22 protein-coding genes are annotated in these 16,955 nt (G+C 72.0%); 7 read left to right on the top strand and 15 right to left on the bottom strand.

The genetic code is table 11. The annotated features are described in order from the left end of the window. Position 1 precedes the first annotated feature (1 nt). Positions 2-748, top strand: a complete 747-nt coding sequence (bshB1, locus tag VF746_04550) for a bacillithiol biosynthesis deacetylase BshB1 (protein ID HEX8691666.1) — start codon at positions 2-4, stop codon at positions 746-748. Between the two features lie 233 nt (positions 749-981). On the opposite strand, the gene VF746_04555 is transcribed toward bshB1, so the two are convergent. Then, on the bottom strand, positions 982-1,323 hold the full coding sequence (locus VF746_04555; protein HEX8691667.1) for a hypothetical protein: 342 nt from the start codon (positions 1,321-1,323) through the stop codon (positions 982-984). A gap of 150 nt (positions 1,324-1,473) precedes the next feature. Between VF746_04555 and VF746_04560 the strand changes: the two genes are divergently transcribed. From VF746_04560 to VF746_04580, 5 genes are all read left to right on the top strand, one after another. Further along, a complete protein-coding gene (locus VF746_04560) occupies positions 1,474-2,625 on the top strand; it encodes a cysteine desulfurase family protein (GenBank protein HEX8691668.1) in 1,152 nt (383 codons plus the stop codon). Between the two features lie 91 nt (positions 2,626-2,716). After that, entirely contained in the window at positions 2,717-3,076 is a 360-nt protein-coding gene (locus VF746_04565) for a hypothetical protein (GenBank protein ID HEX8691669.1), read from the top strand. Positions 3,077-3,136: 60 nt separating this feature from the next. Then, positions 3,137-3,361, top strand: coding sequence for a DUF433 domain-containing protein (locus tag VF746_04570; GenBank protein HEX8691670.1), 225 nt, complete (start codon positions 3,137-3,139; stop codon positions 3,359-3,361). A gap of 46 nt (positions 3,362-3,407) precedes the next feature. Next, positions 3,408-4,499 (top strand): tRNA 2-thiouridine(34) synthase MnmA, encoded by a 1,092-nt coding sequence (mnmA, locus tag VF746_04575; GenBank protein HEX8691671.1) that lies wholly within the window; start codon positions 3,408-3,410, stop codon positions 4,497-4,499. Between the two features lie 107 nt (positions 4,500-4,606). After that, positions 4,607-5,035 (top strand): antitoxin Xre-like helix-turn-helix domain-containing protein, encoded by a 429-nt coding sequence (locus VF746_04580; GenBank protein ID HEX8691672.1) that lies wholly within the window; start codon positions 4,607-4,609, stop codon positions 5,033-5,035. 201 nt (positions 5,036-5,236) lie between these two features. On the opposite strand, the gene VF746_04585 is transcribed toward VF746_04580, so the two are convergent. The 12 genes from VF746_04585 to dnaX all read right to left on the bottom strand — a co-directional run bounded on the left by VF746_04585 (position 5,237) and on the right by dnaX (position 14,961). Further along, complete coding sequence (locus tag VF746_04585; protein HEX8691673.1) at positions 5,237-5,470, bottom strand: hypothetical protein; 234 nt, start codon at positions 5,468-5,470, stop codon at positions 5,237-5,239. Positions 5,471-5,579: 109 nt separating this feature from the next. Next, on the bottom strand, positions 5,580-6,719 hold the full coding sequence (gene dnaJ / locus VF746_04590) for a molecular chaperone DnaJ (protein HEX8691674.1): 1,140 nt from the start codon (positions 6,717-6,719) through the stop codon (positions 5,580-5,582). Positions 6,720-6,772: 53 nt separating this feature from the next. Then, complete coding sequence (locus VF746_04595) at positions 6,773-7,450, bottom strand: nucleotide exchange factor GrpE (protein HEX8691675.1); 678 nt, start codon at positions 7,448-7,450, stop codon at positions 6,773-6,775. Positions 7,451-7,674: 224 nt separating this feature from the next. Then, positions 7,675-8,520, bottom strand: a complete 846-nt coding sequence (locus VF746_04600) for an ROK family protein (GenBank protein HEX8691676.1) — start codon at positions 8,518-8,520, stop codon at positions 7,675-7,677. 195 nt (positions 8,521-8,715) lie between these two features. Then, on the bottom strand, positions 8,716-9,573 hold the full coding sequence (locus tag VF746_04605) for an alpha/beta hydrolase (protein HEX8691677.1): 858 nt from the start codon (positions 9,571-9,573) through the stop codon (positions 8,716-8,718). A 17-nt stretch (positions 9,574-9,590) separates the two neighbouring features. Further along, positions 9,591-10,247: a CDP-diacylglycerol--glycerol-3-phosphate 3-phosphatidyltransferase gene (gene pgsA / locus VF746_04610; protein HEX8691678.1), complete on the bottom strand. Its 657-nt coding sequence runs from the start codon at positions 10,245-10,247 to the stop codon at positions 9,591-9,593. A 17-nt stretch (positions 10,248-10,264) separates the two neighbouring features. Continuing rightward, complete coding sequence (locus VF746_04615; protein ID HEX8691679.1) at positions 10,265-10,843, bottom strand: GTPase domain-containing protein; 579 nt, start codon at positions 10,841-10,843, stop codon at positions 10,265-10,267. Positions 10,844-10,856: 13 nt separating this feature from the next. Beyond that, positions 10,857-11,360: a roadblock/LC7 domain-containing protein gene (locus tag VF746_04620; protein ID HEX8691680.1), complete on the bottom strand. Its 504-nt coding sequence runs from the start codon at positions 11,358-11,360 to the stop codon at positions 10,857-10,859. Then, positions 11,360-11,668 carry a hypothetical protein gene (locus tag VF746_04625; GenBank protein HEX8691681.1) on the bottom strand — a complete coding sequence of 103 codons (309 nt, stop codon included), beginning with the start codon at positions 11,666-11,668 and terminating at the stop codon, positions 11,360-11,362. Before VF746_04625 ends, VF746_04620 begins: the two co-directional genes overlap by 1 nt. Before the next feature lie 359 nt (positions 11,669-12,027). Further along, positions 12,028-12,615: a recombination mediator RecR gene (gene recR / locus VF746_04630; protein HEX8691682.1), complete on the bottom strand. Its 588-nt coding sequence runs from the start codon at positions 12,613-12,615 to the stop codon at positions 12,028-12,030. Between the two features lie 12 nt (positions 12,616-12,627). Next, on the bottom strand, positions 12,628-12,951 hold the full coding sequence (locus VF746_04635) for a YbaB/EbfC family nucleoid-associated protein (GenBank protein ID HEX8691683.1): 324 nt from the start codon (positions 12,949-12,951) through the stop codon (positions 12,628-12,630). Between the two features lie 87 nt (positions 12,952-13,038). Continuing rightward, positions 13,039-14,961: a DNA polymerase III subunit gamma/tau gene (dnaX, locus tag VF746_04640; GenBank protein ID HEX8691684.1), complete on the bottom strand. Its 1,923-nt coding sequence runs from the start codon at positions 14,959-14,961 to the stop codon at positions 13,039-13,041. 213 nt (positions 14,962-15,174) lie between these two features. Between dnaX and VF746_04645 the strand changes: the two genes are divergently transcribed. After that, a complete protein-coding gene (locus VF746_04645) occupies positions 15,175-15,915 on the top strand; it encodes a GNAT family N-acetyltransferase (protein HEX8691685.1) in 741 nt (246 codons plus the stop codon). Positions 15,916-15,932: 17 nt separating this feature from the next. Here the strand turns inward: VF746_04645 and VF746_04650 are convergent, their stop codons facing one another. After that, complete coding sequence (locus VF746_04650; GenBank protein HEX8691686.1) at positions 15,933-16,511, bottom strand: DUF2442 domain-containing protein; 579 nt, start codon at positions 16,509-16,511, stop codon at positions 15,933-15,935. Beyond that, positions 16,480-16,749 carry a DUF4160 domain-containing protein gene (locus VF746_04655; protein ID HEX8691687.1) on the bottom strand — a complete coding sequence of 90 codons (270 nt, stop codon included), beginning with the start codon at positions 16,747-16,749 and terminating at the stop codon, positions 16,480-16,482. Before VF746_04655 ends, VF746_04650 begins: the two co-directional genes overlap by 32 nt. Between the last annotated feature and the right edge of the window lie 206 nt (positions 16,750-16,955).

Consider the following 16,955-nt stretch of genomic DNA (forward strand, 5'->3'; position numbering starts at 1 on the left):
GATGACCAACGAGATGGAAGCGCCCGCGCCGCCGGTGGACCTGCTGTGCATCGCCGCGCACCGTGACGACGCGGAGCTGCTGGTGGGGGGGACGCTCGCGAAGACGGCGGCGCAGGGGTACCGCGTCGGCATCCTCGACCTGACCATGGGCGAGCGGGGGACGGAGGGAAGCGCGGAGCTGCGCGGGCAGGAGGCCGACGCGGCGGCGAAGGTGCTGGGGGTCGCCGCGCGGCGCAACGCGGGGCTGCCGGACGCGGGGCTGGTCAACACGCCCGAGACGCGCGCGCTGGTCGCCGGGCTCGTGCGCGCGTTCCGGCCGCGGGTGGTCATCCTCCCCTACTCCGCCGGGCGGCACCCCGACCACCGCGTGGCCAGCCAGCTCGCCTACGACGCCTGCTTCCTGGCCGGCATCGGCAAGTTCCCGGCGCCTGGGCCTGCGCACCGCCCGCACAAGCTGCTCTACGCGCTCACCTACCGCGAAGACCCGGTGAAGCCCAGCTTCGTGGTGGACATCTCCGACTTCATCGAGGTGAAGATGGAGGCGGTGCGGTGCTACGCGTCGCAGTTCGACGGGAAGACGTGGGGCGGCGAGGTGTTCCCCGGCGGCGACCGGCCCCTCTACGACCAGGTGCGGATGCACGCCGCCCGCTACGGCTCGCTCATCCGCACCGCCTACGGCGAGCCCTTCCACGTCGCCGAGACCATGCAGGTGGACGACGTGGTCGCCCTCCCCGTCCGCAGCATCTGATCGCGACGGGTCTCGCAGGGCGACGCCTGCCTCGCCCGGGCGGAAGCCAGCGAAGCGTAGAGGAAGGGAAACGCACCGGCGCCGCGATTCCGGGGAATCGCGGCGCCGCTTGCGTCTGTGGGAGGGCCAGCCCCCGGCCTCGGCGCAGTCACGGTTGCCCGGCTGCCAGGTCGCCCCGAGGGGCGTGAGAGGGATCCGGAGACTGGCCCGTCTCCGGGTGCTGCGTTGTATCTTTACGACGCGCTGGGCTCCGCGCAATGGACTTCGATGAGGAGCCGCTTCCAGCTGGGGACGTCGGAGCCGCGCACGCGCAGTGCGGTGGCCGTCGCAAAGCCGCCGCGCAGCAGCCAGGGGGCCAGCCACTGGTTGATCTCGGGCGGCAGGTGCCCCAGCGGGTCGCCGCCGGCCAGGTGCACCCACACCGCCGGGTCCTCCTCGATCGGCGGGTCGGGGATCAGCAGCAGCGTGTCGCCCTGCTCCACCTCGCGCAGGTGCGTCGCGCGGTCGCCGAAGACGGTGCCGTGGACGGTGGTGCGGAAGGTGGCGGGCCGGGCAGCCGGGAGCGGTGGGATCATGGGGACCTCAGCGGGGCGGTGGGGCGCGGCTTTCCCCCGGCAATGTACCACAAAGCGAACGGTGCCTCAAGACTGTCGTAATACTTTGCACAGTCGAAAGATAACTCCTCCGGGCGCCGACCAGGAGCCCCCCGCCGGAAGGTTCGCGCGATGAACGGTTCGCCCGTCTACCTGGACCACGCGGCCACCACGCCCCTGCGCCCCGAGGCGCGCGAGGCGATGCTGCCGCTGCTCACCGAGCGCTGGGGCAACCCCTCCAGCATCCACCGCTTCGGCCGCGAGGCGCGGGCGGCGCTGGAGGACGCCCGGGCGCGCCTGGCCGCGGTCCTGGGCGCGGCTCCCGCGGAGGTGTTCTTCACCCGCGCGGGGACGGAGGCCGACAACCTGGCCGTGCTGGGGCGCGCGCGGGTGCGGCGCGGCTCGCCGGTGGTCTGCTCGGCGGTGGAGCACAAGGCGGTGCTGGCCGCCGCGCACGCCGCCGAGGCCGAGGGCTGCTCGCGGATGCGCGTGGTGCCGGTGGACGAGAACGGCCTGGTGCGGCTGGACGCGCTGGAGGCCACCTTCGCGGAGTTGCCGGCGCTGGTCTCGGTGATGTGGGCTAACAACGAGGTGGGCGCCGTGCAGCCGGTGCGCGCCATCGCGCGGCTGTGCGAGTCGGGCGGGGTGGCCTTCCACTCCGACGCAGTGCAGGCGCTGGGAAAGGTGCCCGTGCGCGTGGACGAGGTGCCGGTGGACATGCTCTCCTTCAGCGCGCACAAGCTGGGCGGGCCCAAGGGGATCGGCGCGCTCTTCGTGCGCCGGGGGACGCAGCTGGCGCCCCTGCTGCACGGCGGCGGGCAGGAGCGGGCGCTCCGGCCCGGAACGGAGGACGTGGCGGGCGCGGCGGCGTTCGCGGCGGCGGCCGAGGCGGCGGAGCAGGGGCGCGTGGCGGAGATGGCGCGCCTGGGGGCGCTGCGCGACCGGCTGGAGGCGGGGCTCAAGGAGCGCGTTCCCGAACTGGTGGTGAACGCCGCGGGCGCCGAGCGCCTGCCGACCATCCTCAACGTCTCCGTCCCCGGCGCCGACCCCGAGGCGCTGCTGATGGCGCTGGACCTGGAGGGGATCGCCGCGTCGTCGGGCTCGGCGTGCTCCAGCGGCGCCGTGGAGCCGAGCCACGTGCTCACCGCCATGGGCATCCCCCGCGAGGTGGCCGGCCCCTCGGTGCGCTTCTCCCTCGGCTGGCCGACGACGGATGCCGACATCGACCGCGCGCTGGCGGTGTTCCCGGCGGTGGTGGAGCGGCTGCGCGCGCTGGCGGGGTAGGACAATGAGTGGCTAAACGTACCAGGATGCGTACTTGCAAGAATCCCTAGCGATCAAATAACCATCCGACGAAAGCGAGGAGGGGGATACCATGTCGATCTGGAACGAAGCCCCGAAGAATACTCGTGCGGTATTTGAGCATCTGAAGGTGTTGGCGGAGCAGATGCGCGTTGAGTCATACGGCGAAATTGCCGCTGCAATTGGGATGGCTGAGGGACGTAAGATTGCCCCAGTTAGTCTTAGTTATCCACTCGGGTTCATTCGCGATAAGATCTGTCGACCCCGTGGTTTACCTTGGCTCAATGCTCTTGCTGTGAATGGGGATAGCTGGTTGCCCGGCGACAGTTTTCTTCCACCGGAGGTGGCGTTCGGAGAGGACGAGCGAATTCTCTGGAGGGGTGCAGTGTTAGCTGTCTTCGGCTATCCATGGGAGTTGGTCGTTGTCGAGTGACTTAGCAACTCTGCATGTGAAAGCTCAGTAATCTGCCCAGCCAAGCACCAAAGAGGACCAATGCACTGGCGCGAATACATCCACTCCGACCCTGCCGTGTTGACGGGGAAGGCGGTCGTACGCGGGACCCGACTGTCCGTCGAGTTTGTGCTCGGGCTCTTCGCTGCTGGCTGGACGCACGCGCAGGTGCTGGAGAGCTATCCGCAGCTCACGCCCGAGGCGCTGCGGGCCGTGTTCGCCTACGCAGCCGAGGCAAATTCGACCCCAAGCGGGAGTTCGGTGTAGCAGGGCGGGCGAAGTCGTTCCGGATCAACCACTCAGACGCAGCAAGATGGAGAAGAAGACCGTCCTCGTCGCCATGTCGGGCGGCGTGGACTCGTCGGTGGCGGCGGCGCTGCTGGTGGAGCAGGGGCACCGCGTCGTCGGCGTGACCATGAAGACCTTCTGCTACTCCGAGGCGGAGGCCGAGGCGGCCGGCCCGTCGCGGACGTGCTGCGGGCTGGACGGCATCCTGGACGCGAAGCGGGTGGCCGACCGCCTGGGGATCCCGCACTACGTGTTCGACGTGGAGCGCGAGTTCACGCGCGACGTGATCGACGACTTCGTGGGCGAGTACGCGGCGGGGCGCACGCCCAACCCGTGCGTGCGCTGCAACGGCAACACCAAGTTCCGCGACCTGCTGCGCCGCGGCCAGATGCTGGGGTGCGACGCCATCGCCACCGGCCACTACGCGCGCATGGGCACGGACGCCCACGGCCGCCCGGTGCTGCTGCGCGGGGTGGACGCCAACAAGGACCAGAGCTACTTCCTCTGGGCACTGCCGCCGGAGCTGCTGCCGAAGCTCATGTTCCCGCTGGGCGAGCTGACCAAGCCCGAGGTGCGCGAGATCGCCCGCGAGCTCGGCCTGGCGACGGCGGAGAAGCCGGAGAGCATGGAGATCTGCTTCGTGCCCGACGGCGACTACCCGCGCTTCCTGGAGAAGCGGCTGGGGAGGGAGCACGCGGCCCTGGCGCCGGGAAAGCTGGTGACGCCCGCCGGCGAGGTGGTGGGCGAGCACGAGGGGTACGCGCGCTACACGGTGGGCCAGCGGCGCGGCCTGGGCGGCGGACGCTCCCTGCCGCTGTACGTGGTCGGCACGCGGCCGGAGCGGCGCGAGGTGGTGGTCGGCACGCTGGAGGAGCTGCACCGCGCCGACGTGACCATGGGCGAGCTGAACTGGCTGGCGGCGCTCCCCGCGCCCGGCGACCGCGTGACGGTGCAGATCCGCCACCGCGCCCGCGCCGTCCCCGCCACCGTCGCGAGGCTGGACGGCGATTCTATCACGCTGCAGTTCGACCAGCCGCAGCGCGCGGTCTCGCCGGGACAGTCGGCGGTGATGTTCGCCGGCGACTTGGTGCTGGGCGGCGGCCGGATCGCGGCGTAGCGGCCGGCGCGGCGAGTCCCGGTTTGCGAGGCCCGGTTGGAATTTCCGACCGGGCCCCGTACGTTTATGTGATGATCGCCACGCTTCCGCTCCGACCCGGGTGACGAATGGCCCCGAATCCCGTTGCCAGACTGCTGGGCGAGAGCGGCGTGCTCCCGGAGATCGTTTCCGACGAGGACTGGGACGCGGCGCTCAGGTCGGGGCTGCCGGTCGCGGCGCTCGACGCGGTGACGGCGGAGTTCGGCTTCACGCCGGGCGAGATCGAGCGCTGCGTGGTCCCGCGCAAGACGGCCGCGCGCCGGCGCTCGCGCGGCGAGCGGCTGAAGCCGGACGAGTCGGAGCGCCTGGCGCGCCTGGCCCGAGTGGCCCTGCGCGCGAAGGAGACGCTCGGCACCGCCGCGGAAGCGGTCGAGTGGCTGCGGCGGCGCAACCGCGCGCTGCAGAGTCACTCGCCGCTGGAGATGCTCGCCACGCCGGAGGGCGCGCGGATGGTGGAGGTGGTGCTGGCGCGGAGCGGGAGCGGGCTCGTCTCGTGATCCCCAGATCTCTTCCGTAACGACGAACGGCTTGGCTCACACAGAGGACACAGAGAACACAGAGGAGTTGAAGTTCTCCGTGACCTCTGTGTCCTCTGTGTGAGTCCAATTCGCGCGGCTCGCCCGGAATCGAATGTCCGGGGAAGCGAGGAGGGGCGCAGCCGATGAGCCGCGCCCCTCTCGTTCGTCCGCCGTCGAAGCTCAATCCAGCGGTTTCGACTGGTTGAGCAGCTCGCGGAGCTGCTTTTCGTCGTACTCGATGACCTGCTCCTCGGCGTCGGCCTCGTCGCCGGGGCGCTCGACGTAGCGCGGGCGCACGGTGGGGTCCGACAGGCAGTTGAAGACGATCGTCGGCCGCTCGGCCAGCCCGAAGCGCCCGCTGGACGCGAACGCCTCCCACGTCATCAGGTTCTCGTCGGTGAACGTGTGGCTCATCTTCCCCCCTCGTCCTCTTCCCCCCTGATCGTCGTCTGACCTTTTCGCTCACGCGTCCGGCGGGGCCGGAGCAAGAAGGCTGCCCTTCGCACTCACGCACTCACGCACTTCAGTGGCGCAGGCCGGCGGCGGCGGCGAACTGCTCGAACTGCTGCTTCTGCTCGTCGGAGAGCTGCTCGGGGACCTCCACCTGCACGCGCACGTACTGGTCGCCGCGGCGGCCGCCCTTCTCCACGCCCTGGCCCTTGATGCGGAAGCGCGTGCCGCTCTGCGTCCCCGACGGGATCTTCAGCACCACGCCCTTCCCGTCCACCGTGCGCACCTTCACCCTGGAGCCCAGCACCGCCTGCGCCATGTTCACGGGGATGGTGCAGTGCAGGTCCAGCCCCTCGCGCGTGAAGAAGCGGTCGGGCTGCACGCGGAAGGTGAGCATCAGGTCGCCCGGCGGGCCGCCGCCCGCGCCCTTCTCGCCCTGCCCCGCCAGCCGCAGCCTGGAGCCTTCGTCGACCCCCGCGGGGACGTTGATGTTGACGGTGCGCTGCTGGCGGAGCTGGCCCGTGCCCCGGCAGTTCTCGCACGGCTCCTGGGGGACCTTGCCCTTGCCCAGGCAGTTGGGGCAGGGGCGCGTGACCCCGAAGTTGCCCTGCCCGAAGGTGATGGTCCCCTTGCCGTTGCACTCGGGGCAGATGATGACGGGCGTCCCCGGCTTGGCGCCCGAGCCGCCGCACACGGGGCAGTCCTCGGTGACCGGCAGGGTGACGGTGATGGTGCCGCCGCGCACCGCCGTCTTGAAGGGGATCTCGACCGCGTAGTCGATGTTCTCACCGCGCTGCGGGCCCGAGGCGCGGCCCCGCGACTTCTTCCCGAAGTCGAAGATGGAGCCGAAGATGTCGCCCAGCCCGCCGATGTCGCCGAGGTCCAGGTCGTCGAAGGTGAACGTCTGCCCCCCGGCGCCCGCGCCCGCACCCGCGCCGCCGGGGCGCCGGGCGCCGGGGCGGAAGCCGCCCAGGCCGCCGCCGAAGGCGCCCAGCCTGCGCATCTGGTCGTACTGCTTGCGCTTGCCCTCGTCGGAGAGCACCGAGTACGCCTCGGAGACCTCCTTGAAGCGCTCCGCCGCCGACGGGTTGTTCCGGTTCGCGTCGGGGTGGTACTGCTTGGCGAGCTTGCGGTACGCCTTCTTGATCTCGTCCGCGCTGGCGTTCTCGGCGACGCCCAGAATGCGGTAGAAGTCCTTGGTCTGCGTCGGCATGGTGTGTCGGATGAACGGAAACAGCCTTCAGGCGCGCCGCCGCTGCCGCCGCCTCACTCCTGGTACTTGCGCACCACCACGCGCGCGGGGCGCAGCAGCACGCCCTTGAAGCGGTACCCCTTCTGGTACTCCTGGGCCACCGTGTCGTCCTCCTCCGGCTTGTCGGTGGGGACGGTGGTGAGCCCCTCGTGCAGCGTGGGGTCGAAAGGCTTCCCCGCGGCCTCGATGGTCTCGAGCCCCGCGGCCTCCATGGCGCGCAGGAACTTCTTCTCCACCATCTCGGCGCCCTCGTGCAGCGCGCCGGCCGGCGTGGTCTCCGGGTCGTAGTCGGCGATGCGCGCCAGGTCTTCCAGCGGCTCCAGCAGCCGCTCGAGGAGCTGCGCCTGCGCGCGCACCATGTTCTCCGAGCGCTCGCGCTCCACGCGCTTGCGGTAGTTCTCGAACTCGGCGGCCAGGCGCAGGAGCCGGTCCTTGGTGGCGGCGAGCTCGGCCGCGGGATCGGCGGCCTGCGGGGGCGCGGCCTCGGCGGCGGGGGCGCCGCCGGCGCGCGCCTGCCCGTCGCCCGCCAGGCCGTTGCCGCCCGTCTGCCCGTCGGCGCCAGCGGAGGGCTGGCCGTCGCCGCCGCCGGCGGAAGACTCGCCGTTCCCGGCGGAGCCCTGCGGCTCGTCGCGCCCGGCGTCGGCGTGTTCGTGGTCGCGGTGGTGCTTCCGGTGCTTGCTGTCGTCGGTCATGATCGATCCCGATCCAGATCCTCTCCAGTTGCAGAGCGCCCGCGCGGCCCCGGCCGGCGGGCGAACCCATGAAAGTCGAGCCGAAACACCGGTTTCGCAAGGCGGGTGCCGCCCGGAGGTGCCGGATTGGCAGGTTTCGGTGACAGTGCGTGAGTGCGGAAGTGCGTGAGTGCGCCCTCACCCCGGCGTACGGGTCTCCAGCGCGGATCCGCGCCGTCGCCGGGTCAGGACGCCGGGCCCGCGGCGGCACGGGCGGCGCCGAGGGCGGCCACGGCCTCTCCCGCGCGGACGCGACGGACGGCGCAGGCGCTCCACGACTCGGGGAGGCTGTGGCGCTCGGCACTCGCCAGGGCGGCGGCCTCGTAGCCCGGCAGCTCCAGCGCGCCGCCGCCGACGGCGATCAGCTCCGGGTTCAGGAGGTTCGCCACCGCCGCGAGGCCCAGGCCCAGCGCTTCCCCGCCCTCCCGGATCGCCGCGAGCGCGTCGGGGTCGCCGCGCTCGGCCCGGAGGCGCAGGCCGGCGCCGTCGGTGCCCAGCCGCGCGGCGATGGCGGCGCCCCCGGCCAGCTCGTCCAGGCGCCGCACGCCGTCTCCCGCCGCGATCGGCAGGTAGCCCAGCTCGCCGGCCCAGCCGCGCGCGCCGCGCAGGGGGAGGCCGTGGACGCGGAACGCCGCGCCGACCGCCGTCCCCGCCATCACGAGCGCGACAGTCGCGCCGGGCGCGAGGTCGTGCGCCTCTTCGATCAGAGCGGCCTCGGCGTCGTTCACCGCGCGGACGGGGCAGCCCAGGTCGGCGAAGGCGTCCGCCACGCGCCAGCCCGCCAGCCGTGGGAGCATGTCGCAGGCGACGACGCGCCCGTCCTCGTCCACCAGACCGGGAATCGCGATCCCCAGCGCCGCGGGCGGTCCGTCCAGCCGCGAGAGGAAAGCGCGCACCGCCCGCTCGATGTCGTCCGGCGCCGCCTCCGGACCCGTCGCGGCGCGGTCCGTCACCCGGCGCTCCCCATCGCCCGCGACCAGCAGCAGCTTGGTCCCGCCGACGTCGATCCCCACCCACGGGCGTCCGGCCACCAGGGGCTCCTTGCCTCGGGCAGATGGATCATCGCCAGGCAAACGCGGGCACAAGGCGGCTGAAGCCGCGGCTACAACTGCAGAAAGCCTCGTAAACCCCGCGAGGCTTCAACTGCTTGACTGCAGGAGCGTCGAGGAGGATTCAGCCGTGGCCCGCCACTTCGCACCTCGCACTTCGCACTTCGCACCTCGCGCTCACTCGCCCAGCACCCGCTCGACCCACCCGGCGACGTCCTCGACCACCCGCTCGCGGCCGACCTCGTTGTGGGGCTCGTGACGGAAGCCGTCGTAGCGCCGGATCGTCACGTCGCCGGGCAGCGCCCCGGCGAAGCGGAGGACGGCGGTCTCGTCGACGATGGTGTCGGCGGTGGGGACCAGGAAGAGGAGCGGGCGCGGGAGCTTCGCCTGCTCGGCCGTGGCGCGCGCGATGTGCTCCATCCACTCGGTGTAGAGCCGCGGCGTCACCTTGCCGTGCACCAGCGGGTCGTCGCGGTACGAGCGCACGTACGCCGCGTCGTGCGACAGCTCCGCGGGGTCGATCTCGTTGGAGATCGGGAGCGCCGGGAGGAGCTTCGACAGCACGCCCGAGGCGGCCACCTTCCACCGCGGCGCCTTCACCGCCACCCCCAGGAGCGGCGCCGAGAGCACGGCCGCGCGGAAGGCACCAGGGTGCGCCTGCAGGTGCCGGATCGCCACCAGCCCGCCGAACGAGTGGCCGTAGAGGAGGACGGGGAGCCCGGCGAAGGGGCCCTCGACCACCGCGCGGCGCATCCGCTCCAGGTCGTCCACCAGCTGCTCGAAGCGACGGGCGTAGGCGCGCGGGCCGCCGGAGCGCCCGTGGCCCCGGTGGTCCACCGCCGCGAAGGCGAGGCCCCTGGGCGCCAGCTCGCGCGCCAGCCGGGCGTAGCGGCCGCCGTGCTCGCCCAGGCCGTGGCTCACCAGCACGCCGGCGCGGGGGCGGTCCAGCGGCCAGTGCTGCCAGTGCAGGCGCACGCCGTCGGCCGCGGTGACGAAGGCGGACTCGGAGGCCGGCGGGACGATGGCGGCGCTCACGGGGCCCTGGCGCCGCCTCAGCGCGCCTCCTTCCGCTGCAGGTCGAGCGTGCGGAAGGTCTGCAGGTACACGTAGAGCGACCAGACGGTGAGCACCACCGCCACGGCCAGGTTCGCCATGGAGAAGAGGCGGTGGAAGGGGACCCAGAAGCCCTCCCAGAACGAGGCGCCCTCCCACCCGTGCGCCCGCGCGGTCGAGTGGAGGGCGTACCAGAAGATGACGGCGCCGATGGCGATGTTCTGGAAGACGGCCTTGAGCTTCCCCGCCTTCCCCGCCGCCAGCACCACCCCGCGCCGGGCCGCGTAGCCGCGGAAGACGGTGATGAAGATCTCCCGCCCGAAGATGACCACCAGGATCCAGAGCGGGAGCGTGGCGCCGAACCAGGGGAACGGCGTCTCGGGCTCCATCCCGTGCGAGAGGAGGTAGAAGGGGACGATGGTGCAGGCCAGCAGGAGCTTGTCGGCCAGGGGGTCGGCCAGCTTGCCGAAGTCGGTGATCAGGTTGTGCTTGCGGGCGATCTTCCCGTCCACCATGTCCGAGAACGCGGCCACCAGGAAGACCACGAACGCGGCCAGGCGCACCCCGAACCTGTCGGTGAGGATCATCGGCGCCAGCAGCACGGCCAGCGCGATGCGGCCGATGGTGATGGCGTTGGGGAGGTTGAGCCAGGCCATGCGCTTCCCGCGGCCCGTCAGCTCAGCGCCTTGATGACCTGCTTGCTGACGGCCTTCAGCGTGTCGAAGACCCCGATCCCACGCGTGCCCACCGCCTCGAAGTACTGCACCCGGTTGGGGTTGAGCTGCGCCTCCAGCTCCTGCACCGAGGAGATGTTGGGGAGGTCGCGCTTGTTGTACTGGATCACGAAGGGGATCTCGCGCAGGTCCAGCCCGTACTCCGAGAGGTTCTCGTAGAGGTTGTGCATGCTCTCGATGTTGGCGTCGAGCCGCTCCACCTGGCTGTCGGCCACGAACACCACCCCGTCGACCCCCTTGAGGATGAGCTTGCGGCTGGCGTTGTAGTACACCTGCCCGGGGACCGTGTACAGGTGGAAGCGCGTCTTGAAGCCGCGGATCGCCCCCAGGTCCACCGGGAGGAAGTCGAAGAAGAGGGTGCGCTCGGTCTCGGTGGCCAGCGAGATCAGCTTGCCGCGCGTGTTGGGCGCCACCTTCTCGTAGATGTACTCCAGGTTGGTGGTCTTCCCGCAGAGGCCGGGGCCGTAGTAGACGATCTTGCAGTTGATCTCGCGCGAGGCGTAGTTGATCATCGACATGGATGGGCCTCCCCTAGAGATCGCCGAACAGGCGGTCGATCTCGTCCTCCGCCTCGTCGACGAAGGAGGCCTCCATGCGCAAGCTGGGCGGCGCCGCGGCCGAGCGCTCGAACATCTCGCGGAAGGTCTCGCCCAGCTCCTTCACCAGTGCCTTCACCTTGATCCGGATCATCCCGAGCGTCGTGCGGTTGTCGAAGAGCACCACCAGGATCACCCGCCGCACCACGTCGGCCAGGTACATGCTCTCCTTCTCGCCCTGGTGGAAGAGCGAGGAGAACTCGTTCTCGCCGATCATGCTGGCGAGCTGGTCGTTGGCCGAGAAGTCGGCCGCGGCCAGGCTGGCGAAGGCGGTGGTGTCGAAGTCGGGCTTCTCGCCCGCGGTGGTCACCAGCTGCCCGGTGCGGTCCACCAGCAGGGCGCAGCGGGCGTTGGAGTCGTAGAGGAAGTCCTGGAGGAGCCGGTCGATCCGGTGGAAGTCGCGCTCCTCGAACGACCAGCTGCTGGCGCCGCCCGCCATCAGGCGACCTCCGACTCGCGCGAGGCGAGCGCCTCCTCCAGCCGCGCCAGCACCGCCTGCGCCCGCTTGCGCAGCAGCGGCCGGGGCTCCCACGCCAGGAAGTCGCGCAGCAGCAGCACCGTGTCGACCGACGCGGCCACGCCGCCCAGGTACTCCAGCGCGCCCAGGCGGCGCAGGGGGTGGGGCGAGAACAGGTCGCGCCGGCTGCGGCTGATCTGGTCGCGGACCAGCAGGAAGCCGAGCGCGGCCACGGCCCCCGCGGCCAGGACGACGAACGCCGTGGTTCGCAGGATTCGCTTGTGTTCCATCGAGCCGGTGAGGGCGGACGTTGACATGCGGCGGTGACAAACTAACGGGCGGACGGCGAAAGGGAAATGCCGTGCCAACCGCGAGTGCGAGAGTGCGAAAGTGCGTGAGTGCGAAAGTACGGAAGTACGAGAGTACGGAAGTACGGCGGTCCGATGCGCGGAGCGTCCCCCGCCCGTCGCGCGAAGCGCCGAGGTCCCTCCCCCCCACGCCTCCCCCACGCGGTTTGTGGGGGAGGGACAGGCGCCTCAGGCGCCAGGGAGAGGGCCCGCGCCGGGTGCCAGACGCCACGAAGGGCAGCGGACTTCGCGTCCCCTGCCCTTCTTCCAGACGTCCCGCGGATCCGATCAGCGTCGGTCCGTCAGAGCTCGCGCCGGTGGTTGATCGCCTCGGCGATGGTGACGCCGTCGGCGTACTCCAGGTCGCCGCCCACGGGGAGGCCGCGGGCGATGCGGGTGACCTTGACGCCCAGCGGGCCGATCAGCTTGCGCAGGTACATCGCGGTGGCCTCGCCCTCCACGCTGGGGTTGGTGGCCAGCACCACCTCGCGCACCATGCCGGTGCCCACGCGCCTCATCAGCGGACCCACGTTCAGCTCCGAGGGGCCGATGCCGTCCAGCGGCGACAGGCGTCCGCCCAGCACGTGGTACATCCCCCGGTACTCGCCGGTGCGCTCGATGGCCATGATGTCGCTGGCCTCCTCCACCACGCACACCGTGGTCCCGTCGCGCCGGGTGCTGCTGCAGATGGCGCACGGGGAGACCTCGGTGAGGTTCCCGCACTCCTCGCACGGGCGCACCTTCTCGCGCACGGCCAGGATGGCGCGCGCCAGGCGGTGCGCCTCGTCGGCCGGGGCCTTGAGGATGTGGAAGGCGAGCCGGAGCGCCGTCTTCCGGCCGATGCCGGGAAGCCGGGCCAGCTCGCCCGTGAGGTCGTCGATGGCGGACAACTTCGCGCCCGGTCAGAGCTCGGGGAGCGAGAACGGGAGGGAGAAGCCGCCCGAGACCTTGCGCATCTCCTCCTCGTAGAGCTGCTGGGCGCGGTTCTGCGCCTCGCTGACGGCGGCCAGCACCAGGTCCTCCAGCATCTCCACGTCGCCGCCCTCCAGCACGGTGGGGTCGATCTTGATCGCGCGGATCTTCCCGCGCCCGTCGGCGGTGGCGGTCACCATCCCGCCGCCGCTGGAGCAGGAGACGGTCTTCTGGCCGAGCTCGGTCTGAAGCTGGGAAAGACGGGCCTGCACCTGCTGGCCCATCTGCAGGAGCTGCTGAAAGTTCGCGTTCATCTCTCGCCTTCTTCCGCCCGCCGGTTGCGGAGAGCGGGTAAGCACGGCGCCCGCGCCCCGCCGTCCGGCGGAGCACGGAAGCCGTGGTCATTCAACGATTTCCAGGTCCCACGCTTGTACCGCGGCGGAGAGGACCGGTTCCCCTTCCATCATCCGCTTCAGCCGGTCGGCCCGGGCGCTGGCGGCGGTGAAGCGGCCGGAGGGCGCGTCGACGCTCCCCCCCTGCCCCGCGGCGGCGCTGAGCGAGACGGGGCCGCCCAGCCGGCGGGCCAGCGCGTCCTCCACCGCCTTGCGCGTGGCCGGCTGCCCCAGCTTCTCGATCGCCGGGTGCGAGGGCGGGAACTCCAGCCGCACCTGCCGCCCCCCGGCGAGCGTGGGACGCGCCGCGCGCAGCATCATCCCGATCCCCGGCGGCAGCCCCTCCCCGCTCTGCAGCAGCGCCTTCCACGCCCCGCCGAAGCGCACGGGGTCGATCGGCCCCGCCTCCGCGGAGCCGGACGGCGGCGCGGCCACCGGCTCGGGCGAGGGCTCGGGCGAAGAAGGCGACATCGTCGCCGTTGGCGCGGCCTCGCGCGCGGCGGGCGGCTCAACGGCCGGAGCGGCGACGGGCGCCGGCGCGGGGTCGTCCGGCGCGGGCGGGAGCGGCGCGTCGTCGAACGCCGGCGGCCCCGCAGCTGCCCGCGGCGCCGGCGCCTCGGCGCTCGCCTGGGCGCGCGGCTCGGGGACCCGGGCGGCGGGCTCCGGCGCGGGGCGCGGCGGCGGCGCGAAGCTGGACGGGGCCGGCGCGCCGCGGTCCGCCGGCCGCGCCGGCGGGGGCTCGGGCGCGGGACGTCCGCCGCCGTTGCCGCGCCCGCCGCCGCCTCCTTCGCCCAGCGCGGCGAGCACGTCCTCCAGGCTCACCGTGCTCTCCAGGTACGCGAAGCGCAGCAGGAGCAGCTCGATCAGGATGCGCTGCTCGCCGCTCTTGCGGAAGCGGCCGTCGGCGTCCAGCTCGGCCACCTGGGCCAGCATGCGCAGCAGGTCGCCCGGGGCGAAGCGCCCGGCCGCCTCCGCCACCGCCCCGCGCAGGTCGGAGCGCACCGACTCGGCGTCGCCGCCCCCCAGGCGCACGATCAGGAGCGCGCGGAGGAAGTCGGCCAGGCCGCGGTAGAACTCGGTGAGGTCGTACCCCTCGTCCAGCAGCCGCCCCACGAAGCGGAACACGTCGGCCGCGCGCCGCTCGGCGATCACGGCGAAGAGCTCCAGGTACACCTCCGTCCCCACCAGCCCCAGGATGCGCCGCACGTCGTCGGCGGTCGGGGCGCCCTCGGTGAAGGAGAGCACCTGGTCCAGCAGCGAGAGCCCGTCGCGCATCCCGCCGTCGGCCTTGAGCGCGATCGGCAGCAGCACGTCGTCGCCCGCCTGGATCCCCTCGGCGTTCATCACCGTCCTGAGCCGCCCCACCAGGTCGGGGGTGGAGATGCGGTGGAAGTCGAAGCGCTGGCAGCGCGACAGGATCGGGGGGGCGGCCTGCTGGATCTTCTGCGGCTCGGTGGTGGCGAAGACGAAGATCACCCGCGGGGGCGGCTCCTCCAGGATCTTGAGCAGCGCGTTCCACGCCTCGCGGGTGAGCATGTGCGCCTCGTCGATGATGTAGACCTTGAAGCGGTCTTCCTCCGAGGGGGCGTACATGGCGCGCTCGCGCAGCTCGCGCGCGTCGTCGACGCCGCGGTTGCTGGCGGCGTCGATCTCCACCACGTCCAGCGAGGTGCGCCCGGCCCAGATGCGCTCGCAGCTCTCGCACGCGCCGCACGGCTCGCCGTCGGGCCCCCGGTTGGGGCAGTTGAGCGCCATCGCCAGCACGCGGGCCAGCGTGGTCTTCCCCACCCCGCGCGGCCCGCAGAACAGGTAGGCGTGCGCCACCCGGCCCTTCTGCACGGCCGAGCGCAGCGTCTCGGAGACGTGCGCCTGCGTGGCGACCTCGCTGAAGCGCCGGGGGCGGTAGGTGCGGGCGAGTGCGGTGCGCGACAAGGGACTACCGGTTGGGGTGGACGGGTGCCGATGGACCCAATATAGCCCCCGGGGGAAGACCTCTCAACAAAGCTCGGGGATGGCGGCGGATCGGCTGGATCGGCGCGGCCGCACGGCAGACTCGCCGGCAGCACGGACCGGTTGCTCCGGTCGTGCTCCCAGTCTACCGTGACGGGACATGGAGGAGGCTTCCCCCCGCGGAAGGGACGATGGATGCTGGAGCGCAGGATCGAGGAAGCGTCGCTGAACGCCTGGCCGGCGCTCCGGCAGGCGCGGGTGGAGGGGTGGATCCTGCGCTTCGCGAACGGCTACACGAAGCGCGCGAACTCCGTCAACCCGCTCCATCCACCGGGAGGCGGCCTGGAGGCGGCCGTCGCGGCGTGCGAGCGGATCTACCGCGAGCAGGGCCTCCCGCCCGTCTTCCGCCTCACCTCCCCGTTCGCGCCCCCGGAACTCGACGAGCTGCTCGAGCGGAGGGGATACCGCCTCGTGGACCCGACGCTGGTCCTTCGGCTCGACCTGCGCGAACAGCCCGCCGGATCGGGGGAGTCGGGGGAAATGCTGGAGGAGACGCTCGACGGCTGGTTCCCCGTGCACTCGGCGCTGCTCGGCGTGCTGCCGGAGACGCAGGCGAAGCACCGGGCCATCCTGGAAGCGATCGTCCCCCGGCGGCTGTTCGCGCTGCGCGGGGAGTACGGAGAGGCGGCCGCGTGCGGGCTGGGGGTGCTGGAGGGGGACCTCTTCGGCCTGTTCGACCTGGTGACCGCGCCCGAACGGCGGGGCCGCGGCCACGGAACCGCGCTGGTTTGTGGAATGCTGGAGTGGGCGCGGGAACGCGGCGCCGCCCACGCCTACCTGCAGGTGGTCGAGGCGAACGCCCCCGCGCGCCGCCTCTACGAAAAGCTCGGCTTCGGGGAGGCCTACCGCTACTGGTACCGTGTCCCGCCCGGCTGAAGCCGGACGCGCGCTCCTCACCCCTCGCCTCCGTCCGGCGCGCGCCCCTTCTCTTCCGGCTCTTCGGGCCGGGCGTTGTACGGCTCCAGCGGCGTTTCGCGCACCACGCCGACGTGGCGCTGCGCCGCGCGGTGGGAGTACGAGGCTCCGCCGGTCACGGGCGGCGCCTTGCGCGGCCGCCCGCCCTTGCGCCCGTTCGCCCGGGCGGCGGCCGCCTTCGCCTCGCTGCGGCTGCGGCCCCCCGCCCGGGCGAACTCCCGGTACACGAACGCGGGGCCGAGCACCTCGGCCAGCACGCCCGCCAGCGACACGTCCTCGTCGAGGGCGTCCCAGCGCAGCGCGTCGCCGCCGGGGTACACCTCCACCGCGGCGCGCTGCTCGGGGGCGGCCTCCGCCAGCCGGGGCACCAGCGCCGCCGGAAAGGCGAAGGCGGCCCCGTTGCGCAGCTCCACCACCACGCGCTCCGTGGCGGCGTCGTAGTGCGCCGCGCGCGCCCGCGGCTCGGTGCGCTCGGCGGCGCGCTCCGCCTCGCGCGCCAGGTCCAGCTGCGCCAGGATCTCGGCGTCAGACAGCTCCCGCTTCCCGTGCTTCTCCATGCACCCTCCTCCACTCGTCCAGGAGCCGTTTCCGGTGCGCGTGGACGATCCGCACCGCGCGGATCGCCTCCCGGTCGGAGAGGCCGCGGCTGCCCACCACCCGCAGGTCCCCCGAGCCGTCGTCCAGCTGGATCTTCACCACTCCGCCGCCGCGCACCACGTGCACGTGTGGCGGCGGATGGTCTTTCGTGTAGATCCGCACCGCGTACCCATCCTCCTCGTGCACCGTCGGCATCATTATACCCTTCCCGTTGGGTTTTCGCAAGAGGCTCGCTTCCTCCGCGAGCCGGAGCGTGCGACAATATGATACCACTTTGCAGAGCATCGTTCGGGTACAGCTTTCTGATAGAGCATCACACAGAGGACACAGAGGACACAGAGAAACTTCAATCGCGTCTTCAGTTCCTCCGTGTTCTCTGTGTCCTCTGTGTGATTCCAATCTGT

The sequence above is a fragment of the Longimicrobium sp. genome (assembly GCA_036389795.1).
In the GTDB taxonomy this organism is placed as follows: Bacteria; Gemmatimonadota; Gemmatimonadetes; order Longimicrobiales; family Longimicrobiaceae; genus Longimicrobium.

Coding starts and splice junctions, on each gene's coding strand:
- VF746_04570 (HEX8691670.1), top strand. CDS start 3,137: ATGCACTGGCGCGAATACATCCACTCCGACCCTGCCGTGTTGACGGGG.
- VF746_04645 (HEX8691685.1), top strand. CDS start 15,175: ATGCTGGAGCGCAGGATCGAGGAAGCGTCGCTGAACGCCTGGCCGGCG.
- VF746_04555 (HEX8691667.1), bottom strand. CDS start 1,323: ATGATCCCACCGCTCCCGGCTGCCCGGCCCGCCACCTTCCGCACCACC.
- VF746_04620 (HEX8691680.1), bottom strand. CDS start 11,360: ATGGCGGGCGGCGCCAGCAGCTGGTCGTTCGAGGAGCGCGACTTCCAC.
- dnaJ (HEX8691674.1), bottom strand. CDS start 6,719: ATGCCGACGCAGACCAAGGACTTCTACCGCATTCTGGGCGTCGCCGAG.
- VF746_04585 (HEX8691673.1), bottom strand. CDS start 5,470: ATGAGCCACACGTTCACCGACGAGAACCTGATGACGTGGGAGGCGTTC.
- bshB1 (HEX8691666.1), top strand. CDS start 2: ATGACCAACGAGATGGAAGCGCCCGCGCCGCCGGTGGACCTGCTGTGC.
- VF746_04595 (HEX8691675.1), bottom strand. CDS start 7,450: ATGACCGACGACAGCAAGCACCGGAAGCACCACCGCGACCACGAACAC.
- VF746_04580 (HEX8691672.1), top strand. CDS start 4,607: ATGGCCCCGAATCCCGTTGCCAGACTGCTGGGCGAGAGCGGCGTGCTC.
- VF746_04650 (HEX8691686.1), bottom strand. CDS start 16,511: ATGGAGAAGCACGGGAAGCGGGAGCTGTCTGACGCCGAGATCCTGGCG.
- VF746_04615 (HEX8691679.1), bottom strand. CDS start 10,843: ATGTCGATGATCAACTACGCCTCGCGCGAGATCAACTGCAAGATCGTC.
- pgsA (HEX8691678.1), bottom strand. CDS start 10,247: ATGGCCTGGCTCAACCTCCCCAACGCCATCACCATCGGCCGCATCGCG.
- VF746_04565 (HEX8691669.1), top strand. CDS start 2,717: ATGTCGATCTGGAACGAAGCCCCGAAGAATACTCGTGCGGTATTTGAG.
- VF746_04625 (HEX8691681.1), bottom strand. CDS start 11,668: ATGGAACACAAGCGAATCCTGCGAACCACGGCGTTCGTCGTCCTGGCC.
- VF746_04560 (HEX8691668.1), top strand. CDS start 1,474: ATGAACGGTTCGCCCGTCTACCTGGACCACGCGGCCACCACGCCCCTG.
- VF746_04635 (HEX8691683.1), bottom strand. CDS start 12,951: ATGAACGCGAACTTTCAGCAGCTCCTGCAGATGGGCCAGCAGGTGCAG.
- VF746_04655 (HEX8691687.1), bottom strand. CDS start 16,749: ATGATGCCGACGGTGCACGAGGAGGATGGGTACGCGGTGCGGATCTAC.
- mnmA (HEX8691671.1), top strand. CDS start 3,408: ATGGAGAAGAAGACCGTCCTCGTCGCCATGTCGGGCGGCGTGGACTCG.